Source organism: Pinisolibacter sp. DMC100 (assembly GCF_056313705.1).
Window position 1 is genome coordinate 640,668 of record NZ_JBQUZT010000001.1, and the last position, 13,703, is coordinate 654,370.

The window sequence follows — 13,703 nt, forward strand, 5'->3', positions numbered from 1 at the left end:
GCGACGAGACCTCGTCGCCGGCAAGGCGCGTCGGCTGTCCGGACATGTTCGGAGGCGCCACTCCGACCGGCCTCGGGAGGAAGACATGGAACTCACGCACTTGCGGTGCTTCCTCGCCGTCGCCGACGAGCTCCACTTCGGACATGCCGCCATGAAACTCGAGATGCTGCCTTCGGCTCTCGGCCGCTGGATCAAGCTGCTCGAGGACGAGCTGGGCGCGCCGCTCTTCGTGCGCACGACCCGCTCGGTCGCTTTGACCAGAGAAGGCAACGAACTGGTTCGCGAGGCACGTGCCGTTCTGCTGCGGATCGAGGGGATCGAGGACACGTTCCGTCGGCGCGGCCGCATGAAGCCGGACAGGAGGGTCAAGATCGGCACCATCGACAGCGCCGCGTCGGGGCTCATCCCCCAGCTGCTTCACAATCTCAAACTGATCCATCCGGAGCTGAGCGTGCAGGTCCACGAGGACAAATCAAACAAGCTGCTGCCGAGAGTCCTGACGGGATCGCTCGACATGGCCTTCGTTCGGCCGCCGGAGCGCCCTGACGACCGACTGGAGTTCATCCATTTGTTGGAAGAGGCGCCGATCGTCGCGTTGCGGTCGTCTCACCCCTTGGCGGACGCACCCTTCCTCACGCTTGCCGACATCGCGGATCAGCCGCTCATCGTTCCGGACCGCAAGGCGCGACCTCACAGCTACGATCTGACGATGAGGCTCTTCCACGAGGCGGGTTTGACCCCGCGCATCGGCGAGATCGCCGACGAGAAGCAGACGATCATCAATCTGGTGCGCGCCGATCTGGGGCTCGCAGTCGTGCCCAATCGCACCGCGAGGCTCGCGATTCCGGGTGTCGATTTCCTTCCGCTCTGCGATGTCGATGGTCGCCCTCTGGAAGGGCTCCCGCTCGCCCTGGTCTGGTCGAAGGGCACGCGCGACGAAACAAGAAACGAGATTCTCGACATTCTCGGCAAGATCATCGATCGATGACGACGCTCGCTGCGGATCGGACCGTCGTCGCGCGCCCCGGTTCGACCGCTGGTGCCAAAGATCCGAGCCGGCCGGACTGCCCGTCCCAGATCTGGCGGTATTCCGACAGAAAGTCGAGAAACGACCGGACCTTGGCGGGGAGTTGGGCACGATTGGGATAGACCGCGAAGAGCGGCGATCTCAGATCCAGCTCGTCGCCGAGCAGACGAACCAACCGGCCCGCCCGCACGTCTTCCTCCACCAACGGGCTCGGAGCGAAGTTCACGCCCAGCCCCTCGACCGCCGCCAGATGCAGAAGCCCTTCGTGAGTGGTCTGCAGGACGGGCGCGAAGCGGACTTCGCGGGCCTCGTCGCCGTGGCCCAGCCGAATGCGACCGCCGGCGATGACGGGCGTGTAGGCGAGCAGGGGGAGGCCGTCGAGATCCGCGATCCGCCGTGGCGTTCCGATCCGCTCTAGCAGCGACGGTGCTGCCACCATGTGGAACCGAACCTCGCCCACCCTCCTGGCAACCAGGCCGTCGTCGAGGACGGTCGTCGCCCTGAGCGCGAGGTCGAACCCCTCCTCGACGAGATTGACCATGCGCCCCTCGAGGTCGAGATCGAGCAAGACCTCCGGAAAGCGTTCGGCATAGTGCGCGACGAGGCGCACGAAGGACGGATTGGCCATCCAGGGCGGCAGGCTCAGCCTCAGCCGCCCGCGCGGCACCAAGGTCGTTTCCGCCAACGTCGCCTCGACGTCGTCCAGGCCCTCGAGCAGATCGCCGACGCGGCGTAGGTAGAGCGTGCCGGCTTCGGTGAGACTGACGGTGCGGCTGGTCCGGTTGAACAGGCGTGCGCCGACACGACGCTCGAGGTGCTGGACGTGTTTCGTCGCCATCGCCGCCGACAACCCCGTCCGCTCGGCCGCGGCCGAGAAACTCTTGAGCTCCGCCACCGCGGCGAAGACTCGAAGGCTCAGGAGCGTATCCAAGATTATTTCTCCATGAGAAATACAGCATCAAATACCACGCCAATGATCAAATGTGGAGAAATTCGTAGCCTCTCTGCAATCGGCCTTCGAGGCCGCTCGAAAACGATGGAGACGACGATGGTGGACATGGCGATGGCTCCCGTGCGCCGGGCACGCGGATGGATGATCGGATCATGGGCGGCGCAGTCGACGCTCGCCGCCTTCTACGGGATGGCGGGCGGGATGCACGCCTTCATGAGCCCGGTGGCACTCGCCCAGATGGGCGTCGCTTGGGCGATGGACACGCCGGTCTGGCTGATCCGCTTCATCGGGATCTGCGAGCTCGCCGGAACCATCGGCATCGTCGTCCCCGCGCTCGTCGGCATCCGGCGCGAACTGACGTCGCTCGCTGCCCTCGGTCTCGCCGCCATCCAGGTGCTCGCCATGCCCTTCCACGCGGTGCGCGGCGAATTCTCGGCATTGCCTTTCAACGCGACGCTGCTGGCCCTCGCCATCTTCGTCGTCTGGGTTCGCGGCAACGAACTGCGAGGCGCGGCACGTCGATGAACGAAGGTCGATCGAAGGAAGGTCCGCCCGGCGCGTCGGGGTTCGCGTCGCATCGGGACGACGGCAGGATCACTCCGGGCACTGCAGAGCGATCCCTGATGGTCCCGCCCCCTGGCGCCCCGGTACCGGGGCGCCCCCCTTGGGGGAGGCATCCGACGACGAAGCGCGGCTTCCTCGCCGCACGGCTCGCCGCCTTGGCGTTGGCGGCATTGCTGGCGGCCTGCGCCGACATGCCGATCCAGGAGGGCGGAACGCTCTCGACCTACGGTCGGCTCGGCAAGGAAGGCGGCATCCTGAGCCGGTCGCGGTCCTTCGTCGAGAAAGGCGCCGTCGGCAACGCCAAGACGGTGCGTATCCGACCGACGGTCTTTTCCTCCACCGCGACGACCCGCATCGCCGAGGCCCGAGACCGCGCGCTCGTCGCGCAGGCCCTCGATCGAGCGATCTGCGTCGCCTTGAGCGATCGGTTCGTCGTCGTCCCGTCGAGTCAACCGGCCGACCTGACCATCCGCAACGTCGTCGTCGACATCACGCCGACGGACAAGGTCGTCGCGGGGGTATCGACGGCGGTTACGTTCGGCAGCAGCTTCGTCCTGCCGGTGAGCGTGCCGCGGCTGCCCTTCGGCCTCGGCGGCATCGCGATCGAGGGCGAGGCGCTCGACGCCGCCGGCGCGCAGCAGGCTGCGATCGTGTGGGCGCGCGGCGCGAACTCGATCACCAACGGGCCGCGGGTGTCGGAAGTCGGCGATGCCTATGGTCTCGCTGCCTCCTACGGCAGCGACTTCTCGAAGCTGATCGTCAAGGGCGAAGAGCCGTCGCTGATCGATGTCGATCTGCCGTCGAAGAGCCGGATCAAGTCCTTCTTCGGCGGCGAGCCGAAATACCCCGCCTGCGACACCTTCGGCCGCGAACCGGGCATTCCCGGCCTCGTCGCCGGTGCCGTCGGTGCCCCGCCGGAATGGACCGACAAGTCGGCAGACGCGGCGGCCGGGACGAATTCGACCCGATGAGACACCGGAGCGAGCAACCGCTCGAGACACATGGACGAGCCACGGGAGATCGAAACGTGACGACGCTCGACGACACGTGCCGGCAACCCGCCGGCGCCTTTCTGCCCGTGATCGACTTCGGGCGCTGCGAGGGCAAGGGCGAATGCGCCGACGTCTGCCCGGAGAATGTCTTCGACATCCTGCCGATCGCGGCCCAGGACAAGGCCGAGTTCGGCTTCTTCCAGAAGCTGAAGCTGTGGGTTCGCGGCGGCAAGGTCGCCTATGCGGTGCGTGCCGAAGCCTGTCGCGCCTGCGGCCTCTGTGTCCAGGCCTGCCCGGAATGCGCGATAAGGTTGCGCCGGAGCCCATTGGGGGAGAGCCTCTGATCGACACGGCGTGATCGGCTTCGCTTGCCGCACGGACCATGCGCCGGTAACTCGAACGCTGGACCACCGACGATCATGCAGACCGAACTTCTGCCAAGAACAAATCGACGTCGTGGCGCATCCTGCGCGTGGCGTCGATGACGGCCGTCGAACCATTCGAAACCGTTCCCGACGCGGAGACGGTTCGATCGGCGGCCTTCGTCACCTCGGAGAGAAGACCTGCGACCTGTTTGACGCCGGTGGCGGCCTCGTCGACATTCTGCGCGATCTCACGGGTCGCGTCGTTCTGCTGTTCGATCGAGACGACGACGGCATTGGTCAACTGGTCGATTTCCCCCATGCGACCGACGATCTTGCGGATAGCCTCGACGGCACCTGCCGTCGCGTTCTGGACCTCGGAAATCTGTGCGGCGATCTCGTCGGTCGCCTTGGACGTCTGGTTCGCCAGTTCCTTCACTTCGGAAGCGACGACGGCGAAGCCCCGGCCGACATCTCCGGCGCGCGCGGCTTCGATCGTCGCGTTGAGAGCGAGCAGGTTGGTCTGCCCCGCGATGTTCTGAATGAGCGCGACGACGTCCCCGATCTTGTCTGCCGCGGCGGCGAGACTCTCGACCTCGTGGTTGGCCGCCTCGGCATCCCGATTGGCGGCACTCACGATCTCCTCCGTACGCGCGACGCGTCCGGCGATCTCGGCGATCGACGAACTCAACTCCTCGGCGGCAGCCGCCACGCCGTCGACGCTCGAGGTGGCGCGGCTCGATGCCGCCTCTGCATTCACGACCTCTTCCGACGTGGTCCTCGACGTCAGTTCGAGAGCCTTTGCCGTCCCGTCCATTTCGCCTGCGCGGGCGTCGAGGTCGCGTATCGTCGAAGCGACCGACCGTTCGAACGTCGCGATGGCCCTTTCGATCACATCGCGGCGCCGATCCTGACCGGCGAACAACGCGCGTTCCTTCGCAGCCGCCTCGTCCGCCGCCGTACGCGCCGCATGAGCGGCCTGCACGGCGTGCGCCGCGGTGTCGAACGACCGCGCCAGCCTGAGCGTCAACCACACCAATGTCCCCGCTTGGGTGACCAGGACGATCGCATGGACGACGACACGGCCGAAGTCCGCTCCTCCGGGGAAGACGGCCATGGGATAGGCGAAGTTCAACAGAAGATGATGGACGGCGACGACGCCTGCCGCGACGGCGATCGACTGCCAGCATACCCACCCCGCGACCACGGCCAGCGCGGCGAAGAACGCCATGTGCATGTCGATCTGCCAAGCCGTCCCGGCGGTGGCCAGCACCATGAGGCCGACCAGCCCCATCAACGCCCCGGACGACGCCTGCCGCGCCCAGGGGCGTTCGCCCGCGACGACCAGCGCGCCAGACCCGACGGCGGCGAAGAGCGCGCCGATGACGGCGGTCGCGACGAGATGGCGCCCGGTAGCGAAGGCGATCGCGGCGGCGATCGCCGCGCAGCCCGGAAGCACCATGACGAAGAGACGCCGGAAGGCTCCCCGCAGTTCGAGCAGACCCGCATCACGCATCGAATTCACTCCTTGGGACCGTGGGTCGACGAAAATGAACGCGGCGGATCGACCCGACAGCCGACATCGTCGGGTGATGCCAAGACGATGCCGGCGCCGGCGCCGAGCAGCCTCGCGACGAAGCCTTCGCGCGCGTTTTCCGGAGCGCGGGTCACGATCGCTCGATCCGCATCGGCACTCGAAACAAGGGAACCGCCCGCCTCGACGACGGTCGCTAGCGGATCCTTGCCGCCGAGGACGACAAGAGACGCGCCGTCGCTCGGCCAGACGGCCATGACCGCGGGAGGCAGGGCGAAGACGAAGACGAGGAGCGCCGCGACAGACATGTCTCCGAGGTGCATGATCGCCTTGCTCGACGCCCCGTCCCTCGGGGATTCCTCGTGATGTTTCCATCGCGGCAGAAGCGGCGCGTGTTCCGACATGTCAGCGAATCGCTCGAAGGCGCTCCATCGACGGGATCGAATAGGCGCCACGCCGCAGCCGGCTGATGAGACCTTCCTTGATGAGGCTGTTCATCGCCGTCGAGGTCGCTTGGCGAGACGATCCGACCGACTTGGCGATCTCCTCGACGGTGAGACGGATTTCGACTTCGGCCGCGGCCGGCGAAGCTCGACCGCTTGCCGCCACCTGATCGATGAAGAAGCGGGCGATCCGCTGTTTGATGTCATGGAACATCAGATCTTCGATCGTTCGCAGGAACGACGCCAGGGCTCGCCCGAGGATCGAAATCAGCGCCCAGGCGATCTGCGGACTCTCTCGGAGCTTGCGATCGAAGGTCGCGATGTCGGTGATGCGCAGATCGGTCGGTTCGATCGCCTCGACGAGGCAACCCGAATGCATGCAGAACATGTCGCCGGGGCCGAGGTAGAACAGACTGAGCTCGCGATCCTCGCCGATGAGGAACATGCGCAGACGACCGTTCATCACGACGAGGATCCCGTTCTCGTCCATGTCCCCGGTCGCGACCAGGCTGCCTTTCGCATAGTTTCTTTGAACGAAACCCCGAAAGAACTCGTCTCCGACCGGCCCGGTCAGAATGTTTGAGATACTGAATTTCGGCGGCATCCTCGCCTCCCAGCGCTGCCGTTTTCGGACATTCCAAGACGAAATGTTTAAATCATCTGAAGAATGACGGCAATGCACTAGGGAGAAACAATTCGAGACAAGGTAGTCACACACGAATTCTCACAGGTGACGATGATCATGTCCATGCTCGGAGTGATTGTCCATCGACTCGGAGAGATGCGTCACGACATCCATCATCGAACGGTACGACGTCTCCAGATCGGTCGTCGCCCTGTCCAACAGCCGTGTCAGCTCGAGCGTTTCCTCCACCTGCGCGCGCCGGCGAGCGACGTCGGTGCAATGCGACGACAGGTGTTCGGCAAAATGGACGAGATACGCGTACAGACGTTCGAAGTCCTGTGCGCGGGCCGCGTCGGCGATTTCGTTGGCGTTCACGGCAGGACGCTCCTCGACAGGACGACGACGTTGTTCGTGAGGTCGACGCGCGCGATGCGGGCCTCCTCGACGAGGTGATGCTCGCCGAAGAGCGTCGTCACTTCGACCGCATTCCCCTTGGCGGCGATGTCGACGACTTCGCTCAACGGCTTCGAGGCGGGTTCGAACCCTTCGAATTCGACCTTCACGAGGCACATGGCAGCTTCCCCGAATGTCCGATGACGTCTTGGAGAATGGTGTTCGCCAACTGACGAGCCCGTTCGCGGACGCCTTCCGAGAGGTCGTAGCAGCAACGGCCGATCCGATCCGACGACCGGATGTCAGGATCGGACGGCAGAGCCGCGATCAACTCGTAGCCGGCGGCCTCGGCCCGGACGAACGCTTCGTCGGCATCGCTGTCGACCTTGTTGGCGACGAGCGCGATCCTGAGAATGCCGAGCTCGCGCGCCAACTTCTCGATCTGCCGCGCCGTCTGGAACGAGCGGTTGCCTGGCTCGACGACGATCAGGAGAAGGTCGACGGCTTCGACCGTTCCGCGACCGAAGTGTTCGACCCCCGCTTCCATGTCGATCAGGACACATTCGCGACGACGGGTCAGGACATGCCGCAGGAGGGTACGCACCAGGGTGTGCTCCGGACAGACGCAGCCGCTGCCGGCATGGTCGACGGTTCCCATCAGCAGAAGCTTGATGCCTGCATGCTCGAAGCAGAAGTCGTCGGGCATGTCCGCGACCCGGGGGTTGAGGATGAAGTGACTGCCGGCCGTCTCGGCGGCACCCGTGCGTTCGCGCGCGAGGTCCTTCATGCGCGAGATCGGCACGATTTCGGCGAGGCGGTCGGCGGGCACGCCGATCGCCGAGCCGAGATTGGCGTCGGGGTCGGCATCGATCGCCATGACGTTCCAACCGTCTTCCGCCATGGCACGCGCCAGCATGCCGACGATGGTCGACTTGCCGACGCCGCCTTTTCCGGTAACCGCGATCTTCATGTCCGTCGTCCTCTCCCGGGCCCGGGGGATCGCCCGGGCCCGTGTCAGGGGATGATCCTCAGAGGCCGAGGCCCTTGCGACGCTCCTGGATCGCCGCGAAGAGCTTCCGGGCGGCAGCGGTCGGATCGGTCTCGACGATGAAGTGGCCGCCGACCAGGTCTTTGGCCGTCTCCGTGACCAGACCGGTGACGGTCGCCGATCCGACGACCGGCGGCACGGTGCCGAGATGGGTCGGGAAGCCGATCGTCACCGCCCAGGTGCCGATCGACACCGCCTTTTCGCTCATCGCCTCTGGCGCGGAGACCACCACCGGCAGGTCGGAGAGATCGACGCCGAGCTTGTCAGCCAGCGCCGTCGCCAGGATCACCGCACGGGAGTTGTCGACACAGGACCCCATGTGGAGGACGAGCGGCAGGGGGCCGCCCAGACCCGCCGCCTCGCCGATGGCGCGCATCACCGCCTTCAAGCCTTCGCCGGCATGCTTTTCTGTCGCCTCCTGCGTCATCAGACCGGCCTTGGCGAGGGCGCCGGCGGCGCAGCCCGTCGCCAGGACCAACACGTTGCGACGGGCCAGAGCAGTGGCGATCTCGAAATAGGAGGCGTCCTGCTGCGTCTTGGTGTTGTTGCAGCCGCCGAACAGGACGACACCCTGGATGTTGCCGTTGACGATGTTGTCGATCATCGGCTTCAGCGGATCGGCCGCGTCGACGGCCGTCAGGGCGGCGACGATCGCCTCGGTGGAGAAGCCGGCGATGGCCCGCTGCGCGAGCTTCGGGATGTTGACGCGGTTCTTGTCGCGCCGCGCGAAGGCGGCGATCGCCATGCGCAGGATCTGCTTCGCCGTCTCGACCGCCTTCTCCTCGACGAAGTCGACGTGAGTGGCGCCCTTGATCTTGTTGCGCTTGTCGGTGGTGACGATCAGCGTGTGATAGCACTCCGCGACCCGCGGCAGCGACGGCATGATGCACTGCACGTCGAGCACCATCGCCTCGAGCGCGCCGGTCAGGATCGGCAGCTCCTGCGAGAGGTAGTTGGTCGCCAACGGGATGCCGTGACGCATCATCACCTCGTTGCCGGTGCAGCAGACGCCGATGATGTTGATGCCTCCCGGCGCGCCGGCGGCGATCGCCTCGGCTTCGAGGTCGGCGGCGACCTCGCAGATGACGTCCGACAGGATCGGATTGTGGCCGTTGACCGCGACGTTGACCGCGTCGGCCCTGATGACGCCGAGGTTGGCCGTGGTGACGACGGGCTTCGGCGTGCCGAAGAGGGCGTCCGAAAGTTCCGTCGCCAGCATCATGCCGTCGAGATCGGTCATCGCCACGCGGAGACCGCCGAGGATCAGATTGGTCGGATCGGCATCGCAACCGATGTGGGTGCGGCTCATGGTCTGGGCGACGGTGGCGTCGATGTTGTGCGGCAGGATGCCGAGATCGCCGAGCTTCTTCAGTCGCTTCTGCGGCAAGGTGGTCGTCAGCCAGGTGCAGGGCTTCGTCTCGTCCTGGTTCTGGAAGTCGCCGAGCGTGATGTCGGCGACGTCGCGCACCACGTCCATCAGCGCGCGCCCTTCGGTCGCGACGCCGAGCCGACCCGCCACCGCGAGCATCTTCGCCTCGTCGCGGATCTGGTAGTCGGAGAGATGGCCGTCGGCGAGATGGCGCAGCGCGAGCGCGATGTGGCGGCCGTGTTCGGAATGAGACGCCGCGCCGGCCGCCATCATGCGCACCATGTGGCGGGCGACGATCGTGTCGGCATCGGCGCCGCAGATACCGAACTTCGGCCCGTTGCCGAAGGGGTCGATCCGGCACGGCCCCTTCATGCAGATGCGGCAGCACAGACCGGACGAGCCGAAGCCGCACTGCGGCTGTTGGGCCGCATGACGATGCCAGGCGGTTTCGATGCTCCGGGCTTCCGCGACGTGGAGCATTTCCGTGGCGCAGGCATCCGACGAGCAGTGGGTGCAGTCATGGAGGGTCATCTGGAGGCTTCCTCGCGTATCAGAAGGCAGTGCGCATGTGACGATGGGACTGGGCGATCTCGCGGGCACGGGCGGCGCGCAGCGCGACGCGATAGGCCTCGAGATCGATCACGCGAATGGCCTTGGTCGGACAGGCTTCGACGCAGGCCGGTTCGCTCTTGCCGTTGGCGGCGCGCCAGTCGATGCAGAGGTCGCACTTCTTGGCGACGCCCCGGTTGGTACAGGCGTCCTCGGCATGGTGCTCTTCGGAGCGAACCGTGATGGCGCCGAAAGGACAGACCATGACGCAGAGCTTGCAGCCGATGCAGTGCTGCTCGACGATGTCGACGCGCCCGTCGGCCTGCCGGCATGCCCCGGTCGGACAGGCGAAGGTGCAGGGTGCATCCTCGCATTGGCGACACTGCATCGGCATGGCGCCGCCTTCGAAGGCGACGACGTGATTGCGGGCGACGAGAGGCTCGCGCGTGGCGATCGCCGACAACATGTCGTGCCCGTCCGCATGCGCCACGGCGCAGGCCAGCTCGCAGGAATGACAGGTGAGACACCGGTCGGCATCGGCATAGATGATTTCGTTTTCTCGTTGAGACGGCATTTTCTCGGTCCTCCGCACGCAAACGCGTCGTGCTCGTCTGGACTTCACCTCTGTATGGTCATGCTCTCGACGCGCATCGGCTCGGAAGCGAGCACGACGACGTCCGTCCCGCCGCAATCGATGCAGCGGAAATGCTCGTTCGAGATGCCGTCGCGTTCGCAGCGTCGGCAGTGAATGCGGATCGGCAGACGTCGGACCGAGAGACGCGCGCCCTCGAGCGGGGTGCCCTCGACCACGGTTTCGAAGCAGGCGGAGAGCGCCCCCGGCTCCAAGGCTCCCAACCCTCCGACGGTCAGTACGACGTCGACGAGACGTCCCCCGCCTTCACGTTCGATCTCCTCGTTCAGGACATCGACGAGGGCGATCGTGATCGCCATCTCGTGCATGTTCTCGGCTCCGGCATCGTGCCCGTTACCTGCCCAGTTAGCTGCGGGCTCCGTCGACGGTCTGTCATCCACGAGACATTCGGGAGATTGTCGCCGGCGCGACGCCGTCACGGCATAGGCAGGATGCCCTCGAGGGCCCGCAGTTCATCTTCGTCGGTACGCCGCAACGCGAATCCGACATGAACGAGGACCAATGCCCCGATCCAGGTCGAGAGCGTTTCCTCGGACGGAACGAGCAGCGTCATGTTGACGGTCTGCGGACGGCCCTCGATGTCGACCACCACCAGGCGTCGCGCGTCGTCGACGATTTCCCGAACCCGTCCGTTGGTTGCCAGACACATGGCCGCGCCTCACCGTTCGGTGCACGAGATGCAGGGGTCGATGGAATTGACGACGAGCGGAATGTCGGAGATCCGCGCGTCCTTCATCATCACGCCGAGGGCCTCCCAGTTCATGTAGCTGGGAACGCGCCACTTCAGACGCTCCGGCCGCTCCGATCCGTCGGTCTTGAGATAGTAAACCACCTCGCCGCGCGGCGCTTCGGTCTTGGCGACCGCTTCGCCGGCGGGGATCGTGGGCCAGCCGACGACGCCTCCGGGACCATCGGGCAGCGCGTCGAGACACTGCCGCAGGATACGGATCGACTGCCGGATCTCGCCGAGCCGAACCATGGCGCGCGACCAGACGTCGCCGCCCGTCTCGGTGACGACGTCGAAGTCGAGGGCGGCATAGACGGCATAGGGCGCGACGCGGCGTACGTCGTGGTCGACGCCGGAGCCGCGCGCGACCGGTCCGACGAGACCGAGGCTCAGACAGTCTTCGTACCCGATGACGCCGACGCCGCGCGTGCGCGACAGGATCGAACGATCTGTCGCGTAGAGCGGCGTGATCTCGCCGACCACGATCGGCTCCAGCAGATCGAGCTGCGCGACGAGCCATCGGCGGCGCTCTTCCGAAAGCTCGTACTTGACGCCGCCGATGGTGTTCGCCGCGACGTCCATGCGGTTGCCGAAGATCGTCTCCTTGACGTCCTGCATGATCTCGCGGGTCTCCATGACGTGCATGAAGAGCGAGTCGAAGCCGACGATATGGGCCATTATCGCCACGTTGAACATGTGCGAGGCGATCCGCTTGATCTCGTCGGCGACGACGCGAAGGTAGTGTGCCCGCAACGGCACCTCGATACCGGCGATGTGCTCGACCGCCATGCAATAGGTCTGCGGATGGCTGTTGGAGCACAGCGAGCAGACCCGCTCCGTGAGCACGATGTTCTGCCAGAAGTTCCGACGCTCGGTGAGTTGCTCGATGCCGCGGTGAACGTGACCGGCGGTGATCTCCACCGCCGCGACCCGTTCGCCGTCGACGTCGATGCGGAAGTACATCGGTTCCTCGAGTGCCACGTGCAGCGGCCCGACGGGAATCTGGAACGTGTTCATGTCCGGGCCTCCTTCGCGGCTTCCAGGGTCTCCCAGAGGGTCTTGGTGCTGGCCGCATTGGCGAGAATCGACAGGGGAATGAGGTCGCTCCGGCGCCGCCCCGACTGCCGCTCCTCCAGGAAGAGGCTCGTCGTCGTCGGGCGACCCGCGAGGCCGATGCCGTAGAGCTCGGCGAATTCGCGTTCGTGCCAGTCGGCGTTGCGGAAGATCGGCACGATCGTCTCGACCGCCTCGCCCGGGGCGACACGGACGGTGACCGTCACCGTCGAGCCGGCGACGTCGAAGTGATAGGCGACGAAGTGGCCCGGATCGGCGACGTCCGGCATCGCCGTCACCATCGAGAGGCGCGCGCCGATCGCCTTGAGAGAGCGGGCAGCGGCGGCGAGCGCGCCGCGTTCCGCGAGGCGCACCCAGACGGTCACCAGACCGTGCGCTCCGTGTTCGACGGTCACGCCGCCGGGCAGAGCCCGGGTCGTGTCGAGAATGGCGTCGGCGGATGAGGTCGTGTTCATGGCAGGGCTCCCTCGAGGCTGGCCGCGCGGCGACAGTCGGGACAGAGCCGCGTCAGATGTTCCGTGCGCTTGGCGACGCCGCGGAAGGCGCGGCGCATCAGGGCGTCGGCGCTCGGTCCGATCTCGGTGCCGCACGACGTGCACCGGACGCACGGGACGACGGCGTGATCGGCCATCGCGTATTTCTCGCTCTGCGGATGGGCGAGGTGCCAATCGTCGGAGAGGCGGATCGCGTCGGTCGGGCAGTAGTGGGCGCACATCCCGCAGTTGGCACAGGTGTTGTGCCAGATGCCGAAATGCAGCCCGTCGGGCCGATCTTCGAGGCGGATGGCGCCGGCCGGACAGACGTGGGCGCACATGCGGCACCCCACGCAAGCCTGCGCGTCGAAGACGACACGCCCGCGATAGGCCGCCGGCGTGTCGGCCGGTCCGAAGGGGTAGGCCACCGTCGACGGCCCGGCGAAAAGGTTCTTCATCAGGACTTTGAGGAAGGACATGGTTGGGCTCCTATCGACGCTCGGACCAGATCGCGATGGCCTGGGCGATGCCTTCGATGATCGCTTGGGGGCGCGGCGGACATCCGGGGACATTGACGTCGACCGGCAGATGCCGATCGATCGGCCCCTCGATCGGCAGGCCGTCGCGGAACACGCCGCCCGAGATCGGGCAGATGCCGACGGCGACGGTGACCTTGGGGTCGGGGATCTCCTCCCAGAGGCGGAGCACCTTGTCCTTCACCCGTGCGGTGAGCGGACCGGTGATCAGGACGATGTCGGCGTGTTTGGGACTGCCGCAGTACTGGCAGCCGAGCCGCTCGACGTCGTAGCGCGGAATGCAAGCGGTGGTCGCCAGCTCGACATCGCAGCCGTTGCAGGAGCCGGCATTGATCCGATAGAGCCAGGGCGAGCGGCGAAAGATCTTCTGCATCAAGCTCATG

At 66.2% G+C, this 13,703-nt stretch carries 19 protein-coding genes; 4 read left to right on the top strand and 15 right to left on the bottom strand.

Annotation, left to right across the window (positions count from 1 at the left end; genetic code table 11):
• Positions 1–85 precede the first annotated feature (85 nt).
• On the top strand, positions 86–988 hold the full coding sequence (locus ACT541_RS03000) for a LysR family transcriptional regulator (protein ID WP_476134155.1): 903 nt from the start codon (positions 86–88) through the stop codon (positions 986–988).
• Here the strand turns inward: ACT541_RS03000 and ACT541_RS03005 are convergent.
• On the bottom strand, positions 975–1,958 hold the full coding sequence (locus ACT541_RS03005) for a LysR family transcriptional regulator (protein WP_476134157.1): 984 nt from the start codon (positions 1,956–1,958) through the stop codon (positions 975–977). The two genes, ACT541_RS03000 and ACT541_RS03005, sit on opposite strands and share 14 nt — an antisense overlap.
• Positions 1,959–2,084: 126 nt before the next feature.
• On the opposite strand from ACT541_RS03005, the gene ACT541_RS03010 reads away from it, so the two are divergent.
• From ACT541_RS03010 to ACT541_RS03020, 3 genes are all read left to right on the top strand, one after another.
• Positions 2,085–2,504: a DoxX family protein gene (locus ACT541_RS03010; RefSeq protein WP_476134158.1), complete on the top strand. Its 420-nt coding sequence runs from the start codon at positions 2,085–2,087 to the stop codon at positions 2,502–2,504.
• A gap of 98 nt (positions 2,505–2,602) precedes the next feature.
• Positions 2,603–3,514, top strand: a complete 912-nt coding sequence (locus ACT541_RS03015; protein ID WP_476134159.1) for a DUF3313 domain-containing protein — start codon at positions 2,603–2,605, stop codon at positions 3,512–3,514.
• A gap of 56 nt (positions 3,515–3,570) precedes the next feature.
• The gene (locus tag ACT541_RS03020; RefSeq protein WP_476134160.1) at positions 3,571–3,879 is read left to right on the top strand and encodes a 4Fe-4S dicluster domain-containing protein; all 309 of its coding nucleotides are present in this window, start codon (positions 3,571–3,573) and stop codon (positions 3,877–3,879) included.
• A 73-nt stretch (positions 3,880–3,952) separates the two neighbouring features.
• On the opposite strand, the gene ACT541_RS03025 is transcribed toward ACT541_RS03020, so the two are convergent.
• From ACT541_RS03025 to ACT541_RS03090, 14 genes are all read right to left on the bottom strand, one after another.
• On the bottom strand, positions 3,953–5,413 hold the full coding sequence (locus tag ACT541_RS03025; protein ID WP_476134162.1) for a methyl-accepting chemotaxis protein: 1,461 nt from the start codon (positions 5,411–5,413) through the stop codon (positions 3,953–3,955).
• Positions 5,414–5,418: 5 nt separating this feature from the next.
• On the bottom strand, positions 5,419–5,835 hold the full coding sequence (locus ACT541_RS03030) for a hypothetical protein (RefSeq protein WP_476134164.1): 417 nt from the start codon (positions 5,833–5,835) through the stop codon (positions 5,419–5,421).
• Between the two features lies 1 nt (position 5,836).
• Positions 5,837–6,478, bottom strand: coding sequence for a Crp/Fnr family transcriptional regulator (locus tag ACT541_RS03035; RefSeq protein WP_476134165.1), 642 nt, complete (start codon positions 6,476–6,478; stop codon positions 5,837–5,839).
• Between the two features lie 120 nt (positions 6,479–6,598).
• Positions 6,599–6,874, bottom strand: a complete 276-nt coding sequence (locus tag ACT541_RS03040) for a hypothetical protein (protein WP_476134167.1) — start codon at positions 6,872–6,874, stop codon at positions 6,599–6,601.
• Positions 6,871–7,071 (bottom strand): CooT family nickel-binding protein, encoded by a 201-nt coding sequence (locus ACT541_RS03045; RefSeq protein ID WP_476134169.1) that lies wholly within the window; start codon positions 7,069–7,071, stop codon positions 6,871–6,873. Before ACT541_RS03045 ends, ACT541_RS03040 begins: the two co-directional genes overlap by 4 nt.
• Entirely contained in the window at positions 7,059–7,862 is an 804-nt protein-coding gene (locus ACT541_RS03050; protein WP_476134170.1) for an ATP-binding protein, read from the bottom strand. The genes ACT541_RS03045 and ACT541_RS03050 overlap by 13 nt, the downstream gene beginning before the upstream one ends.
• Before the next feature lie 58 nt (positions 7,863–7,920).
• Positions 7,921–9,840: an anaerobic carbon-monoxide dehydrogenase catalytic subunit gene (gene cooS / locus ACT541_RS03055; RefSeq protein ID WP_476134172.1), complete on the bottom strand. Its 1,920-nt coding sequence runs from the start codon at positions 9,838–9,840 to the stop codon at positions 7,921–7,923.
• A 19-nt stretch (positions 9,841–9,859) separates the two neighbouring features.
• The gene (locus ACT541_RS03060; protein WP_476134173.1) at positions 9,860–10,432 is read right to left on the bottom strand and encodes a 4Fe-4S dicluster domain-containing protein; all 573 of its coding nucleotides are present in this window, start codon (positions 10,430–10,432) and stop codon (positions 9,860–9,862) included.
• Between the two features lie 44 nt (positions 10,433–10,476).
• Positions 10,477–10,929, bottom strand: a complete 453-nt coding sequence (locus tag ACT541_RS03065; protein WP_476134175.1) for a hydrogenase maturation nickel metallochaperone HypA/HybF — start codon at positions 10,927–10,929, stop codon at positions 10,477–10,479.
• On the bottom strand, positions 10,926–11,159 hold the full coding sequence (locus ACT541_RS03070; RefSeq protein ID WP_476134176.1) for a HypC/HybG/HupF family hydrogenase formation chaperone: 234 nt from the start codon (positions 11,157–11,159) through the stop codon (positions 10,926–10,928). The genes ACT541_RS03065 and ACT541_RS03070 overlap by 4 nt, the downstream gene beginning before the upstream one ends.
• Before the next feature lie 9 nt (positions 11,160–11,168).
• The gene (locus tag ACT541_RS03075; protein ID WP_476134177.1) at positions 11,169–12,254 is read right to left on the bottom strand and encodes a hydrogenase large subunit; all 1,086 of its coding nucleotides are present in this window, start codon (positions 12,252–12,254) and stop codon (positions 11,169–11,171) included.
• Positions 12,251–12,766, bottom strand: coding sequence for an NADH-quinone oxidoreductase subunit C (locus ACT541_RS03080; protein WP_476134179.1), 516 nt, complete (start codon positions 12,764–12,766; stop codon positions 12,251–12,253). Before ACT541_RS03080 ends, ACT541_RS03075 begins: the two co-directional genes overlap by 4 nt.
• Complete coding sequence (locus tag ACT541_RS03085) at positions 12,763–13,263, bottom strand: 4Fe-4S binding protein (protein WP_476134180.1); 501 nt, start codon at positions 13,261–13,263, stop codon at positions 12,763–12,765. Before ACT541_RS03085 ends, ACT541_RS03080 begins: the two co-directional genes overlap by 4 nt.
• A 10-nt stretch (positions 13,264–13,273) precedes the next feature.
• The gene (locus ACT541_RS03090) at positions 13,274–13,702 is read right to left on the bottom strand and encodes an NADH-quinone oxidoreductase subunit B family protein (protein WP_476134181.1); all 429 of its coding nucleotides are present in this window, start codon (positions 13,700–13,702) and stop codon (positions 13,274–13,276) included.
• Position 13,703: the final 1 nt, after the last annotated feature.

Excerpts from the sequence above, each read along its gene's own strand:
- ACT541_RS03075 (WP_476134177.1), bottom strand. The coding sequence starts at position 12,254 with ATGAACACGTTCCAGATTCCCGTCGGGCCGCTGCACGTGGCACTCGAG.
- ACT541_RS03030 (WP_476134164.1), bottom strand. The coding sequence starts at position 5,835 with ATGTCGGAACACGCGCCGCTTCTGCCGCGATGGAAACATCACGAGGAA.
- ACT541_RS03010 (WP_476134158.1), top strand. The coding sequence starts at position 2,085 with ATGGCGATGGCTCCCGTGCGCCGGGCACGCGGATGGATGATCGGATCA.
- ACT541_RS03080 (WP_476134179.1), bottom strand. The coding sequence starts at position 12,766 with ATGAACACGACCTCATCCGCCGACGCCATTCTCGACACGACCCGGGCT.
- ACT541_RS03070 (WP_476134176.1), bottom strand. The coding sequence starts at position 11,159 with ATGTGTCTGGCAACCAACGGACGGGTTCGGGAAATCGTCGACGACGCG.
- ACT541_RS03085 (WP_476134180.1), bottom strand. The coding sequence starts at position 13,263 with ATGTCCTTCCTCAAAGTCCTGATGAAGAACCTTTTCGCCGGGCCGTCG.
- ACT541_RS03015 (WP_476134159.1), top strand. The coding sequence starts at position 2,603 with ATGGTCCCGCCCCCTGGCGCCCCGGTACCGGGGCGCCCCCCTTGGGGG.
- cooS (WP_476134172.1), bottom strand. The coding sequence starts at position 9,840 with ATGACCCTCCATGACTGCACCCACTGCTCGTCGGATGCCTGCGCCACG.
- ACT541_RS03000 (WP_476134155.1), top strand. The coding sequence starts at position 86 with ATGGAACTCACGCACTTGCGGTGCTTCCTCGCCGTCGCCGACGAGCTC.
- ACT541_RS03025 (WP_476134162.1), bottom strand. The coding sequence starts at position 5,413 with ATGCGTGATGCGGGTCTGCTCGAACTGCGGGGAGCCTTCCGGCGTCTC.
- ACT541_RS03060 (WP_476134173.1), bottom strand. The coding sequence starts at position 10,432 with ATGCCGTCTCAACGAGAAAACGAAATCATCTATGCCGATGCCGACCGG.
- ACT541_RS03045 (WP_476134169.1), bottom strand. The coding sequence starts at position 7,071 with ATGTGCCTCGTGAAGGTCGAATTCGAAGGGTTCGAACCCGCCTCGAAG.
- ACT541_RS03050 (WP_476134170.1), bottom strand. The coding sequence starts at position 7,862 with ATGAAGATCGCGGTTACCGGAAAAGGCGGCGTCGGCAAGTCGACCATC.
- ACT541_RS03035 (WP_476134165.1), bottom strand. The coding sequence starts at position 6,478 with ATGCCGCCGAAATTCAGTATCTCAAACATTCTGACCGGGCCGGTCGGA.
- ACT541_RS03090 (WP_476134181.1), bottom strand. The coding sequence starts at position 13,702 with ATGAGCTTGATGCAGAAGATCTTTCGCCGCTCGCCCTGGCTCTATCGG.